Consider the following 17,973-nt stretch of genomic DNA (forward strand, 5'->3'; position numbering starts at 1 on the left):
GAGAGTGAGACCCGGCGAGATTTAGCTTTATGAAGTGGTCGTGTAAAAGGGACGCCATGGATTCGATCCGTAGCACCTCTCAAAGACCGCTGTCGCGACGCTTGAGGCCACTGGCCTACGGGCTGGTGGCCGTTATTGGCCTGATCCTCGTATTGACCTGGGGCACCCTCCAGGTGCAGGTCACTCTCGCCGGTTTTCTCAACGGCGAGAGTGTTTGGAGCAAGGCGCAGAAACAGGCGGTCATCGACCTTGCCACCTATGCCGAGACGGGCGATGCCACTCGCCTGGCCAGCTTCAACGACAACTATGGCCTGTTGATGTCCGATCGCTGGGCACGCGATGCGATTGCCTCGGGCAAGTTCGATCGCGCCGCCGTTGACAAGGCTTTCACGCGCGGCAAGATTTTGCCGACGGCCGAGTCGGGCATGATTTTCATGCTGCGTTGCTGCACCCAGTCGCCGCATATGGGCGAGGCTGTCGCGGCATGGCGTGAAGCCGATGTGCCGCTGCTGAAGCTTGGCAGTATCGCGGAACAACTCGAACAAGCCTATGCGCAGGGCCAGCCCGACAGCGCGCAGGTCAAGCAGCAACTGGCGCACATCAACGCGCTCAACGATCAACTGGAGCCGCTGACCAAGCGCTTTTCGCTGGAAGTGGCGCAAGGCGCCATCTGGCTGGGCGGCGTGCTGTTCCTCGGCGTGTTGCTCACCGCATGCGTGGCGTCGCTGCTCTGGCTGCGCATGGCCAAACGCATACTGTCGCGCATCCGCGGTACCGAAGAGCGCTACAGCCTGCTGTTCGACAGCGCCGCCGATGCCATCGTGATGGTGGACGAAGCCACCGGCCGCATCCTCGGCGTGAACCGCACCGCGATGAGCTGGACCGGGCTGGACATGGACGCCTTGCTCGGCCGGGACCTGGCCAGCCTGTTCGTGCCGCTGCTGCACCGGGCCGATGGCGCGGTCACCGGCGAGTTGCGCGGGCCAGGTGGGCGGCTGCGCCCGGTGGAAATGCGCAGCAGCACGGCGCACTGGGGCACGCAGAGCGTGCGCCAGTCGATCATGCGCGACATCACCGAGCGGGTGAACATGGAGCAGCAGCGGCGCATTGCTTCCGAAGCGCTGGCCGGTATCGCCGAGGGCGTGATCATCGCCAACGCCGAGCGGCGGGTGACACGGGTGAATGCGGCGCATATCCGCATGACGGGGTTCACCGCCCAGGCGCTGCAGGACGTGCGCTTCGACGACTTGCGTTCGCTGCCGGACGGTTCGCCATTGCCCGAGTCGGTGTGGGAGACCATCGATGTCGACGGCAATTGGGTGGGGGAAGTCCGTAGCCGCCGGTTCGATGGCTCGTCGTACCCGGAGCTGTTGAGCATCAGTGCCATCCGCGATCCGGAAGGGCAGGTGCAGCACTATGTGGCGGTCATCAACAACATCAGCGCGGCCAAGGCGAACGAACAGCGCCTGCAATACATGGCGGCGCACGATCCGCTGACCGGGCTGGCCAATCGCGCCGAGTTCGAGCGGCGCTGCGTGCAGTCCGTGGTGCAGGCCGAGCGTGAGCGCGGCATGATGGCGGTGCTGTTCATCGACCTCGACGCGTTCAAGGCGGTGAACGACAGCTATACCCACGCCATCGGTGACCATCTGCTGGTGAAAGTGGCCGAGCGCATCGTCTATGAGCTGGGTGACGCCGGCCTGGCCGGGCGCATCGGCGGCGACGAGTTCACCGTGCTGATGGATGGCCTGCATTCCCGCGAACAGGCCAGCGCGCTGGCCGGGCGCCTGCTTACGGCGCTGGCTGCACCGGTGATGGTGGGCGACTACGAGGTCGCGCTCAGCGCCAGCATCGGCATCGCCTGCTACCCGCTGGACGGCGTAGACGTACCCACGCTCATCAGCAGCGCCGATGCCGCCATGTACGCGGCCAAGACCGAGGAGCGCAACGCGTTCCGTTTCTACTCGCCGCGCATGCAGGCCGATACGCGACGGCGCATCGCGCTGGCCTCGGAGTTGCGCAAGGCACTCGCGGAGAACGAATTCCGCCTGGTCTACCAGCCCGCGGTGGAGCTGCGCAGCGGTCGCATCGTGGCGGTGGAGGCCTTGCTGCGTTGGCACCATCCGGTGCGTGGCCAGATCCAGCCGGGTGAGTTCATTCCCATGGCGGAGAAGCTGGGCCTGATCCGGCGCATCGACCAATGGGTCTTGCAGGCCGCCTGCACGCAGATGCACCTGTGGGACAAGGCCAACGTGCCGCCGTTGCGCATGGCGGTGAACGTTTCCGCGCACTGGTTTGGCCAGGCCAATTTCGTCGACGACATCCGCGCCCTGCTGGAGGCGCGCCGCCTGGCGCCGGAGCGCCTGATGCTGGAGATCACCGAGGGCGCGATCCTGCGTCTTGGCGAGGAGATGGAGCGCACGCTGCACGCCCTGCATGCGCTGGGCGTGGGCGTGGCCATCGACGATTTCGGCACCGGCTATTCATCGATGAGCTACCTGAAGCTGCGGGCGATCGCCTATTTGAAGATCGATCGCAGCTTCGTCAGCGGCCTGCCCGAGGACAGCAGCGATGGCGCCATCGTCGAGGCCATGCTCACGTTGTGCCGCAACCTCGGCATCAGCCCGATTGCCGAGGGTATCGAGACCGAGGAACAGCATCGCTTCCTGCTGCGTGCCGGCTGCGCCGAAGGGCAGGGCTTTCTCTATTCCAGGCCGGTGGCGCCGGAAGAGATCGTGCAACTGCTCAGCCCCGGGCGGCGCCAGGCCGGTACGCACCTGCGCCTGGTGCCGCCGGAGTCGCTCTGATCGGGCTCAATGCAGCTGCACGTCCACCACGGTCTGTTCCGGCTGGTATAGCGCGGGGAACTTCTGTTTGAGGTGCACCACCTTGGGTGCATCGTTGAACACGATGTACGGATCGTCCGGATGGCGTCGCGCGTAATCCTGGTGATAGGCCTCCGCCACATAGAAGGCCTTCAGGGGCACCAACTGCGTCACGATGGGCTCGTCGAACGCATGCGCGGCGGTGAGTTGCGCGATGTATGCGGTGGCGACGCGCTTCTGCTCGTCGTTGCCGTAGAAGATCACCGAGCGGTATTGCGTGCCCACGTCCGGTCCCTGGCGATTGAGCTGGGTGGGGTCGGTGGCCACCGAGAAATACACCTTCAGCAGCTGGCCATAGCTGACCTTGGCCGGGTCATAGAGGATCTTCACCGATTCGGCATGGCCGGTGTCGCCGTCGCTGACCCGGTCATATTCAGCGGTATTCGCTGCGCCGCCGGAATACCCCGCCCAGACCTTGCTGACTCCCTTGACGTGTTCAAACACGGACTGCAGGCCCCAGAAACAACCGCCGGCGAACACGGCGACCTGGTTGCCCGGCGGCTGCGCGGTATCCACCGCGGGATCGGGCAAGGCGGCGGTGTCGCTGCCGGCCGTGGCCAGGCTGCAGGCACCCAGGCCGCCCATGGCCAGCAGGAAGGCCAGGGAGGGGAATAGCTTGAGGCGGCGAAGACTCATGGGGAAACGCTCCATCGGTGGATGAGACGCTAGGCTCGGCGTGAGGCGCCGTGCGGTTACCCGACTATTCGCTGCCTGGGGCGGTCCGGTTACCTCCGTCGTTATCCGCCGGCCTGCACGTGGATCACGACATCCTCGATCTGCACGACCTGGCCCGCGTGGATCTTGCACGTCTTGCGCAGCTCTTGCTCGCCATCCACGGATACCGCGCCACTGGCCACGATCGCCTTGCCGGCGCCGCCGCTGTCGCATAGCCCCACCAGCTTGAGCAACTGGTTGAGTTCGATGTAGTCGCGGTCCAGTTCGAAATCGAGTTCGTGCATGAGTCAGTCGTCGGTATCGTCAAAGGCGCTTTCGGGCAGCGCGAAGAAAACAAAGAAAGGCGAGCCGGCTTCCTGCCAGTAGTCCACCGCCTCTTCAAGGATGTCCAGCAGGGTATCGAAATCGTCCTCGTCGGCCTGCTGCATGTCGTCGGCGTGATCGAACAGCAGGATGACGCCCGGCGCCTTCAGCCAGGACAGATCACGCACGCTGTCCGCCAGCGCATCCCAGTTGCGTCCGAAGTCGGCCGGCAGGCGCAACGCTACCGCCAGGCGGTCGAACAGGGCCGCGCGGTCCGTATAGTCCGCCAGGTCGATGCGGCAGACACACAACCCCTGCATGCCGGCACCATCCGCCAACGGGTCGAGATCATCCGAGGTGACGAAGAAGATGCCGCCGTGCGAGGCATCGCCAAAGTCGAGATCAAACTGTGCACTCATCGTGATACCTCGAACGGGCGGAACGTGCGGTAGTGGTCGTCGGTGTAGTAGTAGACGCGCGGCGGCGTGCCGCCGGTGATGATGCGCCGCGCACCCCGGTAATCGAGCCCCGGCGTGTCCACCGTGTACTCGTGGTAATAGCCGTCGGGCATCGCCGGCAGGCGGCCTTCGCGGTTATTGAACACGATGCCGTCCTGGCGATGCTCGAACGGGCCGCCATGGGCGATCCGTGCCAACGTGTCGGCCGCCTCCGGTGGCAGGAACGGCGGCAACGGATGGCTGGCACCGGGCAACGACGCATGTGGCGTCGCGCCACCAGCGTCCGGCTGTGGTGCCGGCGCCTGCTGGCGCCACAGCAGCGCGGCGATCACCAGGGCGACCAGCAAAAGCAAGGGTTTGAGTAGACGCATGGCACACGCCCCGAAGGAGTGGCGCGAGTGTAGAGCTTCCGCCGTGTTCAGGCACTCAATGCCTGATCGACCCGTTGCTGCAGCGCCATCGCCGCAGCCGGATTGCGCTCCTTGGCGCTGCTGATGAAGTTGATGAAAACGTCCCGTGGCGCCTGTTGCGCTTGCGGCGGTGCGACATGCGGCAGCTCTACTGGATCGCCACCCTCGGCCCAGGCCAGCGCTCGCGTGGTCCATGCATCGAGATCGGCAGGCGCGTAACCGGTGTCGATATGCGATTCACTGCGCATCAGCCGGGCGTAGGCAAAGTCACCGGTGAGATCGGCCAGCGAGGGGTACTGCGGCGAATCGGTGAATACCGTCGGGATGCGTTGCGTGCGGGCCAGCGCTACATAGCGTTCGTCCAGGAAGCTGGGATGGCGCACTTCGAGCACATGCCGCAGCGTGCGGCCACCAAGTTCCCGTGGCAGCAGGTCGAGAAAGGCTGCCAGATCATCTGCATCGAACGGCCGCGACGGCGGCAGCTGCCACAGCACCGGGCCCAGCCGCTCGCCAAATGCCTCCAGCCCGCCGAAGACAAAGCCATCGATGCCCCGCGCCGTATCCGCCAGCCGCTTGCCTTCGGTGACGTAGCGCGGCGCCTTCAGCGAGAAAACAAAACCCTCCGGCGTTTCTGCCGCCCACTTGGCATAGGTCGCCGGCTTCTGCGCGCCGTAGAACGTCCCGTTGATTTCAATGGTCCGCAACTGCCTGCTCGCAAACTCCAGCTCGCGCCGTTGCACCAGTCCCGCCGGATAGAAGTTGTTGCGCCATGGCGCGAAGTTCCAGCCGCCGATGCCGACGCGGATGTGGGAGGTGGCGTTGGCGGGGGCGCGAGAGAACAGGTCGAAGGCGGGTGTGGGCTTGGGCATCGGCGGGGATTCCCTTGGGGGCGGGAAATGATGCCATGAGGGGAGGTGGAGATTTTGTTCGGGTGGGATATGTGCTGCTACGTTTGATTGTCATGCTTGCGAAAGCAGGACAAGCGCGAAGCGCGCAGAACGCCCGAAGGGCGGCCCCGCAGGGGCGAGCGTAGCCAGTCACCCAGTGACTTTCGCCTTTGTTGGCGTGGTCGCCAGGTTGCCGCCTACGCGGCGTGCGTTTCGATCGTCTGCCGACGCTCGAGTCACTTCTTTTGCTGGCCCACGCATGCGCAGGAGCGCATGCGAACGGCGAAGCCGGCCCGGAGTCAAAGATATGCACAAAGAACTGTAGGCAAAGGAAATGGTCGTCTCGCAGACGATCAGGGCGGCCATTTGGAGGCTCAGGAGAGAAAGCCAACCTTGTGCCGATGGACAAGGGAATAAATAATTATCACGCTGGCGAATGGGGGCGGATGGAAAAAACTGGGCTCAGGCTCTCGCCGATGGAAAGTCTGTCGAGGTTAATATCAAGCCCGCTTACATTGACGATGCATTGCGACCAGATAGATTTATAATTACACAAAATATCGATGGGGAGCTGTCGCGCGTGACGATCATCAATCCAAAGCCATGAGGAAATTATGAATAAAGATATTGCGAGCCTTTACGAAAAGATAGCTCAATGCACTTTTAACTCCTTGCCAAAGAATTTTTCCGGTGCATCGCTAACGGCAAAGATGATTGCGCGCTATATTGAGGTGACAGGAAATTATGTGACACGCGAGAATGAGGTGGCGAAGTCCTTTTTGCCCGATGAGAAGGTGGAGCCGCTTCTTGAGAAGTTGCGTGAATCAATGGCTGCCTTGCAGCCTGGGAAGGGGGCTTGGTATACCGCAACACTCGACCTTAATTCCGAGGGTGAATTTTCATTCAAATTTGATTACGACAACTCCCCTGATTTTCAGTATAAGCCGAGTCAGGATAAGTTCGATGAGGATGCCAAAAAATTTCCACGGACCTAGCGGATTTTTGTAGATGAATTTCATCGTAATTTTTGAATCTGGAATATGGCGCTTGGCATATCTGCAGTGGGCTTTGTCAAGTTGGCGGTTGTGGGCCAACTGCGCAGCGCGCGCGTAGTTGTCCTTAACAGGTAGCGGTCTCGATTGCGGCGGATACAGTCCAACCATGCCATCTACCGACGGGCACGAAATCTGGACCGACCAGTACGGCCGGGTCAAGCTGAAATTCCACTGGGACCGCTCGGCCGTAAGAGATCACAAGTCGTCCTGCTGAAAGTAACCCAAAGAAAATGGCCTGAAGAGCTGGCAGCATAACGTTGGGAAAAGCCCAAACGCTCGAGGTACTTCGTTGCGGGACAACCTCCGCCGCTACACAGCGGTTAGGCCATAGGGCTGCGCAACGCGCCATAGCGCTGAGGACTTAAAGCGGCACGCTTCGCGCCTTGGCGCCCGCTCCCCTTCGGGGGAGGGTTGGGGTGAGGGGCCAATCTAGCCTCAGTAGTGGTTAGAACCATGGGTACCGCCACCTTCAGGAGCTATAGCAACCCATCAACTACGCCGTACCGGCTTTAAGCCCTCAGCGCGGTGGCGCGTTGCGCAGCCCTATGGCCTAACCGCTGTGTAGCGGCGAAGGCATCCCGCAACGAGGCCCCAGAGGCCGTTCCGGCTGGTATTCAACGCAATGCTATGAGCCTTGGCCTTTCAGGCCATTTCTCTGGGTTACTTCTCTTTACTCCGGGCATCCTGCCCTTCGCCCTTCGGGCCGGCATCGCCGTTCGCATGCGCTCCTGCGCATGCGTGGGCCGGCAAAGAGAAGTGACTCGGCCTCCGGCAGGAGGTCGAAACGCCCGCCGCGTAGGCGGCAACCTGGCGTCAACGCCACACCTATGCCACAAGACCGATGAGCGCCATCAAGTCCCATTCCCCGGCATCACCGTGGTCATAGGGTTCGCCGCCGCATTGCCTTCCTGCGGCAGGGTGCGCACCACCATATCCTGCGGCGTGGTCAGCGGCAGGTCGGCCTGGCGCAGGCGGTCGATGATTTCGAACAGCAGGTCGCTTTTCACATTGCTGGCATCGCGCGGATTGCTTACATAGGCCGTGCAGATGAACATCAGCGAGCCGGCATCGAGACTGTCCAGCTGCACGCTGGGCGAGGGCGTATTGAGCGTGCCGGAATAGTTGCGCAGGATGTCGAACACGATCTGGCGCACCTTGGCGGCATCCGTGCTCATCGGCATCGGCAGGCGAATCTGCACGCGGCCAAGCGCGTTGGCCAGGGTGACATTGCGCACGTTCTGCGTGATCAGCTGCGAGTTGGGCACGATCATGGTGGAACGGTCGCTGAGCTGGATCTCGGTGGCGCGCACATTGATGCGGCGGATGTCGCCTTCCACGCCGCTGATGCTGATCCAGTCGCCGACTTTCACCGGGCGCTCGGCCAACAGGATCAGGCCCGAGATGAAGTTCTGCACGATGGCCTGCAGGCCAAAGCCGATGCCGACGGACAGCGCGCTGGCCACCCAGGCAATGCTCTGCACGTCGACTTGCAGCGCACCCAGCACCAGCACGAAGACCAGGATGCCGCCGACATAGCCGAGCAGGGTGACGATGGACATCTGCATGCCCACGTCCAGCGAGGTCTTGGGCAGCAGCTGTTTGCCCAGCCAGCGCTTGAGCAGGCGCACCACGATGAAGCCGATCGCCAGCACCAGCATGGCGTTGAAAATGTTGCTGGGGTTGATGGTCAGCGTGCCGAGCGAGCGGCCGGCGAACAGCCGCGTGCCGCGATCCACCAGCTCGGACGGGCCTGCGCCATAAGGCGCCAGCACCAGCGGCAAGGCCAGCAGCAACAGGAACACCCGGCCCACGCCGGACAGCACGGTGGCCGATTGCTCCAGGCGCGCCGGCGCGATGCCGAAGGTTTCCTGCATGCGCGCGCCGGTGGGCGAGTCGGGGGACAGCAACGATTCGCACAGGTCGTTGATCAGGTGCATCAGCACGTAGAGCGCGGCGATCAGGAAGCCGGTGCTCAGCATCTGCCGCGCCACGAAGAAGGCGAGGGCGATATAGCCGGTCAGCACGCCCAGCAAGGTCAGCAACGAACCGATGAAGGCACAGGCCACCAGCAGACCCACCCATAGCGGCCGCTCGGCCGGTGCTTCACCCCGGGCGAGCAGTGCGCGACGGGCGCGACCCATGCGGATCAGCGCCGCGCCGATGAGGCCGCCGATCAGCGTGGAGGTCAGCGCGTTGGCGGCCATCGCGGTTGCGAGGCTGGCGCCGATGTCGTTGTTGACGCGCTCGATCAGGCCAAGCAGCAGCGTGCTGTAGGCCAGCATGGTGGGAAACGGCCACAGCCGCTTGGCCAGGTCGTCCGAGATGGGCGGCAGGCGCCAGGACGGGTGCTTCACGCTGAGCATCGCGCGACCCAGGCCAGCCATGGTTGCCGCGAAGAACATCAACTTGACGATCGGGCGGACCAGGTCATCCAGGTCCTGGTCGTACACGCCGCCCCAGTTCACCGCCAGGTAGATCAGCCACACGGCAAGACCGTAGGTGAACGTGGTGCACAGGGTGATCAGCAATGCCATCGCGCTGCGGCGAAGGTGGCCGGACGGCAGGTACTTGGCCGCCATCTCCAGCAGCTTGTGTTCCAGCAGGCGACGCCCGCCCGCGAGCAGGGCCACGGCAGCCAGCAGGCAGGCGATGAACGGCAGGCGATTGGCGGGTTGCCAGGCCTGTGCCAGCGCACCTTTTACGGTCTTGCCGAGCAGGGCGACGTTGGCCCGATCGTCCGGCATGCTCTGCGCCAGCCCTTGCCAGAAGGCCATGCTGAGCGGCGAGGCCGTGCGCTGGCTGATCTGAGCCTGGAACAGCTCGCGGCGCAGGGCCGCGATTTGCGTGACCAATTGCTGGCTTTCGAGGCTGAGCGTTTTCGCCTGGGCGATCTGGCCGGCCAGGTCGCTCTTGTCCTTGTTGAGTTGCTTGCGCTGGGCGGCCACCTCGGGTGCTTCCGCCGGTGCCCCTTTCTCCGGCGGCGGCCCCAATACGTCGAGCTTGGCCTGCAGCGTTTCGGCTTGCGGCGTGAGGCTGGCCGTCAGCTGGTCGGCTTGCTGCTGCACGGCGGTCGCGCGCGCGCGCGCATCGCTAAGCAAGGTATCGGTGAGCTTGCCCTTGTCGGTGATGGCCTGCTTGATCTGGTCAAGCTGGGCGCTCAGCTGGTCGGGACTGGCGAGCGTGGCCTGGGGAATCTGCGCCGGGCCCTGCGCGTTCTGCGCGCACAGTGGAGTGGCGCCACCGAGGGCGATGAGAAGGATCAGCAGCAAGCGAAGCACGATAGGCATGGCGGCATGATCCGGGCGCGTCACGGACCGGTCAATGAATAATTGCCTTGACGGTTGGTTCAGTTCGCCTGCTTCACGCTTTCGCGATGGATCAGTCACGCCCGCTATTCACCATGCCGCCATGGGACGGCGATATCGCCGCGGCACGCGCGTTGCAGGTTGCATTGGCCCGCCAGGTGCGCCTGGTGGACGATCACCCACCGCTGCGACACGTGGCCGGCGTGGACGTGGGCTTTGAGGACGGCGGGGCGGTGACACGCGCGGCGGCGGTGTTGCTCGATGCGCTCACGCTGCAGCCGCTGGCGGAAGTGGTGGCCCGTTTGCCGACACGCATGCCGTACATCCCCGGGCTGCTTTCCTTTCGCGAATTGCCGGCGCTGTTGCAGGCGCTGGGGCAGTTGCCGCAAGTGCCGGACCTGGTTTTCGTGGATGGCCTGGGCGTGGCCCATCCGCGCGGGCTGGGCATCGCCGCGCACCTGGGCGTGGTCACCGGGCTACCGGCGATCGGGGTGGCCAAGTCGATACTGGTGGGCGTGCACGATGAGCTTGGCCCGCTTCGCGGGGAACGTGCGCCGCTGCGCTACCAGGGAAAAGTCATTGGCTATGCCTTGCGCAGCAAGGACAACGTGCGGCCGCTGATCGTTTCACCCGGTCATCGCGTGAGCATGGAGGCGACGCCTGGACTCGTGCTGGCGTACTGCACCAAGTACCGCCTGCCGGAACCTACGCGGCTGGCGGATCGGCTGGCATCGCGCAGGGACCAGGCCAGCCGCCCACGCGTCTGACCGGTGTGCGGTCATTCCGGTGCGGGCATGGCGTTGGCCACGGGTACCAAGCGATAGCCAAAGGCCGCCGCCAGGCGGGCCACCGCGGCAATCGCTTCGGGATCGCGTGGCGTGGTGGCATCGTCGGCGGGGCCCGTGCGCCAGCGCGCACGCTCATGGGCGATGGGGCGCGAGGCCGCCAGGCCTCGCTGTTCCAGTTCGCGCAAGAAGCGATACACCGTGCCCAGGCTCGTGCGCGGCTCGATGATCGCGGCCCGGCGCAGCAGTTCCACGGCGTCGGGTTCGTCATCGGCCTCGCACAGGCTTTGCCAGATCGCCAGGCGTGGTGCCGTGGCCCGCAATCCGGCGCGGACCAGAACCTCGGTACCGTCGTGCGCCATCGTGCGGGCAGGCTCAGCCATCCTGGTTGCCCTTGGCGATCTCGTCGGCCGCCTGCTTGATGATGTCGCGCACGCGCTTGATCTCGGCCGTATTCCACGGCCCGCCGTGCATGAACAGCGCCCGCTTGAGCTCGTGCATGGCTTCGCGCAACGCCATCGGCGCCGCCGCCCGCGCAAACATCCTGGCGGTGCTTTCCATGCGCGACATCACCGCGTCCACCGCTTCCTTGTTGGCGGCCAGGAAGGCCTTGCCTTCCTCGGTGATGGTGTAGAGCTTCTTGCCATCGCCGGTTTCCACGCTGGCGTGTCCCAGTTCTTCCAGCAAGGTGAGGGTGGGGTACACCGCGCCCGGGCTGGGGGCGTAGGCGCCATCGAACATTTCCTCGATGGTGCGGATCAGCTCGTAGCCGTGGCGCGGCTGCTCGGCGATCAGCGCAAGCAGGATCAGCTTGAGGTCGCCGTGGCCAAACACGCGGCCGCCGCGAAAACGGCCGCCCATGCCATGGCCGTGACCCTCGTCGTCGCCGAAGCCGCGGCCAAAGCCCCGGCCGAAGCCGCGCTCGGACCCGCGCCGGCCGATGGCTTCGCGGATAAAGGCCTCGCGGCCCTCGTGATGATGGTGGTGCCGGTCGAACAAATGACGAAATCGCATGACTAACTCCGATATATCTTAAGTAACGGTCTTAAGATATATCGTAATATTCGCGGAGCGCAAGTGGGACCATGCTCGCCATCCCCGCGAAGGCGGGAACGACGCGAGCGTCCTCATCAGCGTTTCGTCTTCGCCCAGCTTGAAAGCCGCTTAGCGTGCCTTCACCCCATAGCCACCCGCCCCGCTGTTTCCCAAGGACGATTCCCCCATGGTGTTCCGCTGGTTCGAATCGTTGATCGACGCCTTCAAGGAGCCGGTCGACGGTATGCCGCCGCAGTCGGTGTGGCGCTTCTATGTGTTCTACCTGCGCCAGGTGTGGCCGGTGTTCGCCGCCGCCATCGTGGTGGGTTTTGGCGTGGCCATCGTCGAGGTGTCGCTGTTTGGCTTTATCGGCAGCATCGTGGATATGGCCAAGGGCGCGCCGGCGGCGGACTTTTTCCAGCTGCACGGCCACGAACTGCTGTGGATGGGCTTTGTCGCGCTGATCGCCCGCCCCGTGCTGATCGGCCTGCACGACCTGCTGGTGAACCAGGCCATCGTGCCCAACCTCACCAACCGCATCCGCTGGCAGAACCATCGCTACGTGATCCGCCAGAGCCTGGGATTCTTCCAGAACGACTACGCCGGCCGCATCGCCAACCGCATCATGCAGACGTCGGGCGCGCTGCGCGAATCGGCGGTGCAGATCGTCGACGCCATCTGGTACGTGGCCATCTACACCGGCAGCGCCATCGTGATGTTCGCCAAGGCGGACTACTGGCTGGCGTTGCCGCTGGTGCTGTGGCTGGTGGCCTATGTGGCGACGCTGGCGTATTTCGTGCCGCGCACCAAGGAGCGTTCGTGGCGGCAGTCCGAGGCGCGCTCGCGCCTGATGGGGCGCATCGTCGATGGTTACAGCAACATCCTCACGCTCAAGCTGTTCGCGCATACCCAGCGCGAAGAAGCCTATGTCGCCGAGGCCATGGGCGAGCAGATCAAGCGCATGCGCGCGATGACGCGACTGACCACGGCGATGGATGCCAGCATCACCACGCTCAACGGCTTCCTGATCGTCGGCACCACCGCGCTGGCGGTGTGGCTGTGGAGCCAGGGCAAGGTCACGGTGGGCGCCATCGCGTTGTGCACCGGCCTGGTCATCCGCATCAACAACATGTCCGGCTGGATCATGTGGGTGATCAACGGCATCTTCGAAAACGTGGGCACGGTGCAGGACGGCATTGAGACCATTTCACGGCCGCGCACGGTGCAGGACCGCGAGGGCGCGATGCCGCTGCAGGTGACCAACGGCGCCGTGCGCTTCGAGGATATCCACTTCCACTACGGCAAGCAGGGCGGGGTGATCTCCGGCCTCAACCTGTCGGTGCGCGCGGGCGAGAAGATCGGCCTGGTGGGCCCATCCGGTGCCGGCAAGACCACCCTGGTGAATGTGCTGCTGCGGCTGTACGACCTCGAAGGCGGCCATATCCTGATCGATGGCCAGGACATCGCGCAGGTGACCCAGGAAAGCCTGCGCGCCCAGATCGGCGTGGTGACGCAGGACACCTCGCTGCTGCATCGCTCGATTCGCGACAACCTGCTGTACGGCCGGCCCGATGCCACCGAAGCGCAGCTGCGCGAGGCCGTGCGCAAGGCCAGGGCGGAGGAATTCATCCCGCAGTTGGTCGACGGCGAAGGCCGCACCGGTTATGACGCCCTGGTCGGCGAGCGCGGCGTGAAGTTGAGCGGTGGCCAGCGCCAGCGCATCGCCATCGCCCGCGTGCTGCTGAAGGACGCGCCTATCCTGGTGATGGACGAGGCCACCTCCGCGCTGGACTCGGAAGCCGAGGCGGCGATCCAGGACAGCCTGGACATGCTCATGCGCGGCAAGACCGTCATCGCCATTGCGCATCGTCTTTCCACCATTGCGCGCATGGACCGGCTGGTGGTGATGGACAAGGGCCAGATCGTGGAAAGCGGTACGCATGCGGAACTGATCGCGCGCGGCGGGCTCTATGCGAGGCTATGGCAACGGCAGACCGGCGGCTTCGTCGCGGCGGAAGATCCCGCCGAGGACAGTGCGATTGCCTGAATGCGGGCGCGGGTTGTTGAGCTTTTTTTGCCTCGTGCTTCACGGGCGTGCCTGCAGCATCACCCTTCCTTCCGACACCGGAGCAGCGTGATGCCTACTGAAAAAGCCCTGGCACGTGCGCGCAAGGACAAGCGCGAAGGCAAATCGGCGAGCACCCAGGCTGGTGAGTTCGTGCGCGAGGAGATCGACCGTATCCGCGAAGGCAAGCATGGTGCGCGTTCGGCCGCGCAGGCCATCGCGATCGGTCTTTCGCAGGCGCGCCGGGCCGGTATCGATGTGCCGGCCAAGAAGGGCGCGGTGGCCAAAAAGAGTTCGCGCAAGAAACCGGTGGCCGGGAAGGCCGCCAAGGCGACGTCGGCCAGGCGAAGCCGCGCCACCACCAACGCGCTCAAGCGCGAAGGGACTACGGCGGTGACCAAGGCGGCGTTGGCCAGACATGCGCGCCAGGCGGCCGGGGAGCGCACGGCGGCCGAACGCTCCGCCTCGGCGAAAAAGGCGGCGCGCACCAAGGGTGCGGCGGGGCGCAAGGCAGCAGCCAAGAAGGCCGCGCGCACGAGGAAGGCCGGCAGCCGTGCCGCAGGGGCTACCCGCGCCACGCGCACCCGGACCATGCGGGCACGCGGGCGCTGAAATCACCTGCGGGGTTTATCCAACGGCTTCCAGGATGGTCGCTATGCCTTGTCCGCCGCCGATGCATTGGGTGGCCAGGGCATAGCGTCCGCCGTTCCTGCGCAGAATCTGCGCGGCCTTGGCGGTGATGCGCGCACCGGTGGCACCCAGCGGGTGGCCCAGGGCAATAGCGCCGCCATCGATGTTCACCGTGTCCCGGTCGATGCCCAGCTCGCGCAGGCAAGCGACCGCCTGCGAGCCGAATGCCTCGTTGATCTCCACCACATCGATATCCCTGATGCTCAGGCCTGCGCGTTGCAGGGCCTTCTGCGTGGCGGGCACCGGACCCATGCCCATGAACTCCGGGGCCACGCCGGCAATGGCGGTGGACTTGATGCGCGCCAGCACCTCCAGGCCGTGGCGCTGGGCGAAGGCCGCCGAGGTCACCAGTACGGCGACCGCGCCATCGGTAAGCGGCGAGGCGGTGCCGGCCGTCACGGTGCCGTGTTCGCCGAATGCCGGCTTCAGCGCCGCGAGGTCTTCCAGCGTGGTCTGCGGGCGCAGGCACAGGTCATGATCGACCACGATGCCTTCGGCCGTGGTGACGGCCACGATCTCGTCCTTTAAACGTCCCGCCGCCTGTGCGGCCGCCGCCTTCTGCTGCGACTCGTAGGCGAGTTGCTCCTGGTCGGCGCGGGTAACGCCGTATTTGAGCGCCACGTTCTCGGCAGTCTGGCCCATGGTGACATAGGCTTCGATGGCGACCTCCGCATCCGGGTGCTCGTTACTGGCAAAGCGCGGATTGGGCGAGAAGCTGAGGCCGCCCTGAGGCACCAGCGTCATGCTCTCGACGCCGGCGGCGATGAGCGCTTCGCCCGCGCCGATCGCGATCTGGCCGGCGGCCATGTGGATGGCATACATCGAGGAGCCGCAGAAGCGGTTCACCGTGGCGCCACCCACGTCGATGGGCAGGCCGGCCAGCAGCGAGGCGATGCGAGCGATGTTGTCGCCTTGCACGCCTTCCGGATAGGCGCAGCCCATCAACACGTCCTCGATCAGGCGAGGATCGACATTGGCACGCTGCACCAGCGCATTGAGGGTGATGGCGGCCAGGTCATCCGGTCGCACGGTGGCCAGCGGCCCCTTGCGCGCAAAAGCAAAAGGCGTGCGGACATAGCCCGCGATGACAGCATCGATCATGGGAAGCGTCCTGTGGGGATGTCGCCGGCGATGCGTGGTCGCCAGCGGGTGGGTGGTCTATCGGTCGAACACCAGCAGGGTGGACGTGGCGGTGGCGTAGAGACGGCCCTGTGCATCGAGCAGGCTGGCTTCGGCAAACGCCACGCGGCGGCCGATGGTGAGCACGCGTCCTTCGGCGCGCACGCGGCCGGTCTCGCCGGTCATGGCCTTGTGGAATGCGGTCTTCAGTTCCAGCGAGGTATAGCCTTGCTGGGCGGTGAGTCGCGAATGCACCGCGCAGCCGCAGGCCGAATCGAGCAGGGTGGCGAAGTAGCCGCCATGCACCATGCCCATCGGGTTGTAGGCATGCGGACCGGGCACGCCTTCGAACGCGGCGAAGCCTTCGTTCACCTCGACCAGGTCGAAATCCAGCGCGTCGCCGATGCCCGGGCGCTTGCCCGAGGCGATGAACGCGCGCAATTGTTCCAGGCCGCTCAGGCCGTGGCCGATCTCGGTGATCAGGCTCATGCCTTCGCCTCCAGGCCCAGCCGTTGTTTGAGCAGCTGGCGCGAGTCGGCCAGGATGGCATCGGAACGTGCCGCTTCCGGTTCGATGCGCGCGAGCGACAGTGCGCCAATCAGTTCCGCCACCACCGAGTGCGCCTGGGCCTGCGCGTCGGCATGCCCAAGCGCTTGCAGTTTTTCAGCGATCGCATGGGTGAGACGCTGCGCGCCGCTGGCGAACTGTTCGCGCGTCGCTTCGGACAAGCGCGGCAGATCCGAGGCAAGCGCCGCCATGGGGCAGCCGGCCGAGCGCGCGTCGCGATGCCTCTTCGACAGATAGAAATCGATATAGGCAGCCAGTCCCTCGGCCGGGCCACGGCCATCCATTTCATGCCGGATGCGCGCGCGGGACTCCTCGAACATCTGCTCGATGGCGGCCGTCACCAGTTCGTCCTTGGAGCGGAAATGGGCGTAGAAGCCGCCATGGGTCAGCCCGGCTTCGGCCATCACGCCGGCCACGCCGACGCGATCGGGCCCCTCGGCGCGAATGGCCTTGGCCGCTACCTGCAACACCTTGGCGCGGGTCTTTTGCTTGTGTTCGGCGTTGTAGCGCATGGCAGTTCCACCTCATTTGTATGATATCAATCATACTATTACGTCGCGGCTGCGCAAGTGGCGCGGCGTCTTGCCATGGCATTCACGGGCCGGACGGCCGAACTGCCGGTGCGCAATGGCTCCAGCCCGCATGAGCGGCCATTTCCCTTGCAGCGGTGTTGGGCGTCGGGCACGCTAATCGGTTTAGCCAACCCGGAGATGTCATGTCCAGCCAAGAAACCATCATCCAGATCATGCCCGCCACCGGGTGGGTCGCTGTCTACGACGAGGACGGCGAGGAAAGCGCCGAGGCCCTGGTCTGCTTCGCGCTGGTCGAAACGGTCAACAACGGCGTCAGCCGTCGCGATGTGCGCCCCATGCGGGTAGACGGCAAGGGCATCGGCTTCGCCGATCTCGAAGCCAACTTCCTGCGCGTGGAAGAACTGGCCGAGTTTGAGGAAGACGAGGAAGAGGACGAGGAAGAAGAGGAAGACGACACCGAGGAGTGATCCTCGCGCTTTCGGAACGCGTCGCCCTCGTCCTGGCGATGCGTTCCCTTCGCGGGCTGCCTCAGGAAAAGAACGTCTTGGTGAAGATGGCGCTCAGCATCTTCTGCGCCGCTTCGTTGGATAGTTCGTTGGGCATCGACTCGTGGAAGAAGCGCACGCCATCGATCATGGCCATGGTGCCCAGGGCAAGGTCGGCGGCGGGGGCGGGCAGCGTGGTGCCCATCAGCGCCGAGAACTCCTGGATGAAGTAGGCGATGACATCGCGCTTTTCTATCATCAGCGCATTGAGGCGGGTGCGGAAGCGCGCATCCCTCAATGCCAGCAGTCGCGCCTCGGCCCACAGGGTGAAGCTGTTCTCGCCGCAATAGGACTGCATGTAGAACTGCTCGAGCTGCTTCTGCATATCCCCGATCGACAGGCCCGCGTCCAGGATTTCCTGCAGGCCATGCTGGATATCCGCGTGATCGTGCTTGAGCAGTTCGATGAATAGATCGTTCTTGCTCTTGAAGTTGGAGTAGAACGCGCCGCGGGTGTAACCGGCGTGGGCGGCGATGTCCTCCACGCTGCTGGCGGCCAGCCCCTTCTTGGCGATGATGACAGTCGCACCCTCCAGCAATCGCTGGCGGGTCTGATCGCGGCTTTCTTCCCGGGTCAATCGCTTACGTGCCATGGACCGATGGTAGCACGCGCCCGTCCGCGTGCATCCGTGTGCACTTGTGAATTCAAATACAACA

At 64.7% G+C, this 17,973-nt stretch carries 18 protein-coding genes; 6 read left to right on the plus strand and 12 right to left on the minus strand.

What is annotated here, in order from left to right:
• Window positions 1-56: 56 nt before the first annotated feature.
• On the plus strand, window positions 57-2,807 hold the full coding sequence (locus MJ606_RS14655) for an EAL domain-containing protein (RefSeq protein WP_243050278.1): 2,751 nt from the start codon (window positions 57-59) through the stop codon (window positions 2,805-2,807).
• A 6-nt stretch (window positions 2,808-2,813) separates the two neighbouring features.
• Here the strand turns inward: MJ606_RS14655 and msrA are convergent, their stop codons facing one another.
• The 5 genes from msrA to MJ606_RS14680 form a co-directional block, all read right to left on the minus strand.
• Entirely contained in the window at window positions 2,814-3,521 is a 708-nt protein-coding gene (gene msrA / locus MJ606_RS14660; RefSeq protein ID WP_243050279.1) for a peptide-methionine (S)-S-oxide reductase MsrA, read from the minus strand.
• Window positions 3,522-3,622: 101 nt separating this feature from the next.
• Window positions 3,623-3,844, minus strand: a complete 222-nt coding sequence (locus tag MJ606_RS14665) for an RNA-binding S4 domain-containing protein (RefSeq protein ID WP_243050280.1) — start codon at window positions 3,842-3,844, stop codon at window positions 3,623-3,625.
• Between the two features lie 3 nt (window positions 3,845-3,847).
• Entirely contained in the window at window positions 3,848-4,282 is a 435-nt protein-coding gene (locus tag MJ606_RS14670) for a barstar family protein (RefSeq protein WP_243050281.1), read from the minus strand.
• On the minus strand, window positions 4,279-4,692 hold the full coding sequence (locus MJ606_RS14675; RefSeq protein ID WP_243050282.1) for a ribonuclease domain-containing protein: 414 nt from the start codon (window positions 4,690-4,692) through the stop codon (window positions 4,279-4,281). The genes MJ606_RS14670 and MJ606_RS14675 overlap by 4 nt, the downstream gene beginning before the upstream one ends.
• A gap of 47 nt (window positions 4,693-4,739) precedes the next feature.
• Window positions 4,740-5,600: a DUF72 domain-containing protein gene (locus MJ606_RS14680; protein WP_243050283.1), complete on the minus strand. Its 861-nt coding sequence runs from the start codon at window positions 5,598-5,600 to the stop codon at window positions 4,740-4,742.
• A 632-nt stretch (window positions 5,601-6,232) separates the two neighbouring features.
• Here MJ606_RS14680 and MJ606_RS14685 point away from each other — a divergent pair.
• Window positions 6,233-6,613, plus strand: coding sequence for an immunity protein YezG family protein (locus MJ606_RS14685; protein WP_243050284.1), 381 nt, complete (start codon window positions 6,233-6,235; stop codon window positions 6,611-6,613).
• A gap of 911 nt (window positions 6,614-7,524) precedes the next feature.
• Here MJ606_RS14685 and MJ606_RS14690 read toward each other — a convergent pair.
• On the minus strand, window positions 7,525-9,960 hold the full coding sequence (locus tag MJ606_RS14690) for a DUF3772 domain-containing protein (protein WP_243050285.1): 2,436 nt from the start codon (window positions 9,958-9,960) through the stop codon (window positions 7,525-7,527).
• Between the two features lie 86 nt (window positions 9,961-10,046).
• Between MJ606_RS14690 and nfi the strand changes: the two genes are divergently transcribed.
• Window positions 10,047-10,745, plus strand: coding sequence for a deoxyribonuclease V (gene nfi, locus MJ606_RS14695; RefSeq protein ID WP_243050286.1), 699 nt, complete (start codon window positions 10,047-10,049; stop codon window positions 10,743-10,745).
• An 11-nt stretch (window positions 10,746-10,756) separates the two neighbouring features.
• Here nfi and MJ606_RS14700 read toward each other — a convergent pair whose 3' ends face one another.
• Window positions 10,757-11,146: a transcriptional repressor gene (locus tag MJ606_RS14700; RefSeq protein ID WP_243050287.1), complete on the minus strand. Its 390-nt coding sequence runs from the start codon at window positions 11,144-11,146 to the stop codon at window positions 10,757-10,759.
• Complete coding sequence (locus MJ606_RS14705; protein ID WP_243050288.1) at window positions 11,139-11,777, minus strand: PadR family transcriptional regulator; 639 nt, start codon at window positions 11,775-11,777, stop codon at window positions 11,139-11,141. The genes MJ606_RS14700 and MJ606_RS14705 overlap by 8 nt, the downstream gene beginning before the upstream one ends.
• 211 nt (window positions 11,778-11,988) lie before the next feature.
• Between MJ606_RS14705 and MJ606_RS14710 the strand changes: the two genes are divergently transcribed.
• The gene (locus MJ606_RS14710) at window positions 11,989-13,845 is read left to right on the plus strand and encodes an ABC transporter ATP-binding protein (RefSeq protein WP_243050371.1); all 1,857 of its coding nucleotides are present in this window, start codon (window positions 11,989-11,991) and stop codon (window positions 13,843-13,845) included.
• Between the two features lie 90 nt (window positions 13,846-13,935).
• Window positions 13,936-14,475 (plus strand): DUF6496 domain-containing protein, encoded by a 540-nt coding sequence (locus MJ606_RS14715; protein WP_243050289.1) that lies wholly within the window; start codon window positions 13,936-13,938, stop codon window positions 14,473-14,475.
• A gap of 15 nt (window positions 14,476-14,490) precedes the next feature.
• Here the strand turns inward: MJ606_RS14715 and MJ606_RS14720 are convergent, their stop codons facing one another.
• The 3 genes from MJ606_RS14720 to MJ606_RS14730 are packed head-to-tail and all read right to left on the minus strand — an operon-like array spanning window position 14,491 to window position 16,751.
• On the minus strand, window positions 14,491-15,654 hold the full coding sequence (locus MJ606_RS14720; RefSeq protein ID WP_243050290.1) for a thiolase family protein: 1,164 nt from the start codon (window positions 15,652-15,654) through the stop codon (window positions 14,491-14,493).
• Window positions 15,655-15,711: 57 nt separating this feature from the next.
• Window positions 15,712-16,161: a PaaI family thioesterase gene (locus MJ606_RS14725; protein WP_243050291.1), complete on the minus strand. Its 450-nt coding sequence runs from the start codon at window positions 16,159-16,161 to the stop codon at window positions 15,712-15,714.
• Window positions 16,158-16,751: a TetR/AcrR family transcriptional regulator gene (locus MJ606_RS14730; protein ID WP_243050292.1), complete on the minus strand. Its 594-nt coding sequence runs from the start codon at window positions 16,749-16,751 to the stop codon at window positions 16,158-16,160. Before MJ606_RS14730 ends, MJ606_RS14725 begins: the two co-directional genes overlap by 4 nt.
• A 203-nt stretch (window positions 16,752-16,954) precedes the next feature.
• Here MJ606_RS14730 and MJ606_RS14735 point away from each other — a divergent pair, with 203 nt between their 5' ends.
• Complete coding sequence (locus MJ606_RS14735) at window positions 16,955-17,239, plus strand: hypothetical protein (RefSeq protein WP_243050293.1); 285 nt, start codon at window positions 16,955-16,957, stop codon at window positions 17,237-17,239.
• A 61-nt stretch (window positions 17,240-17,300) separates the two neighbouring features.
• Here MJ606_RS14735 and MJ606_RS14740 read toward each other — a convergent pair whose 3' ends face one another.
• Window positions 17,301-17,909: a TetR/AcrR family transcriptional regulator gene (locus tag MJ606_RS14740; RefSeq protein WP_243050294.1), complete on the minus strand. Its 609-nt coding sequence runs from the start codon at window positions 17,907-17,909 to the stop codon at window positions 17,301-17,303.
• Between the last annotated feature and the right edge of the window lie 64 nt (window positions 17,910-17,973).

Origin of the sequence: Dyella sp. RRB7, from assembly GCF_022761115.1 — a bacterium.
Taxonomy (GTDB): Bacteria; Pseudomonadota; Gammaproteobacteria; order Xanthomonadales; family Rhodanobacteraceae; genus Dyella.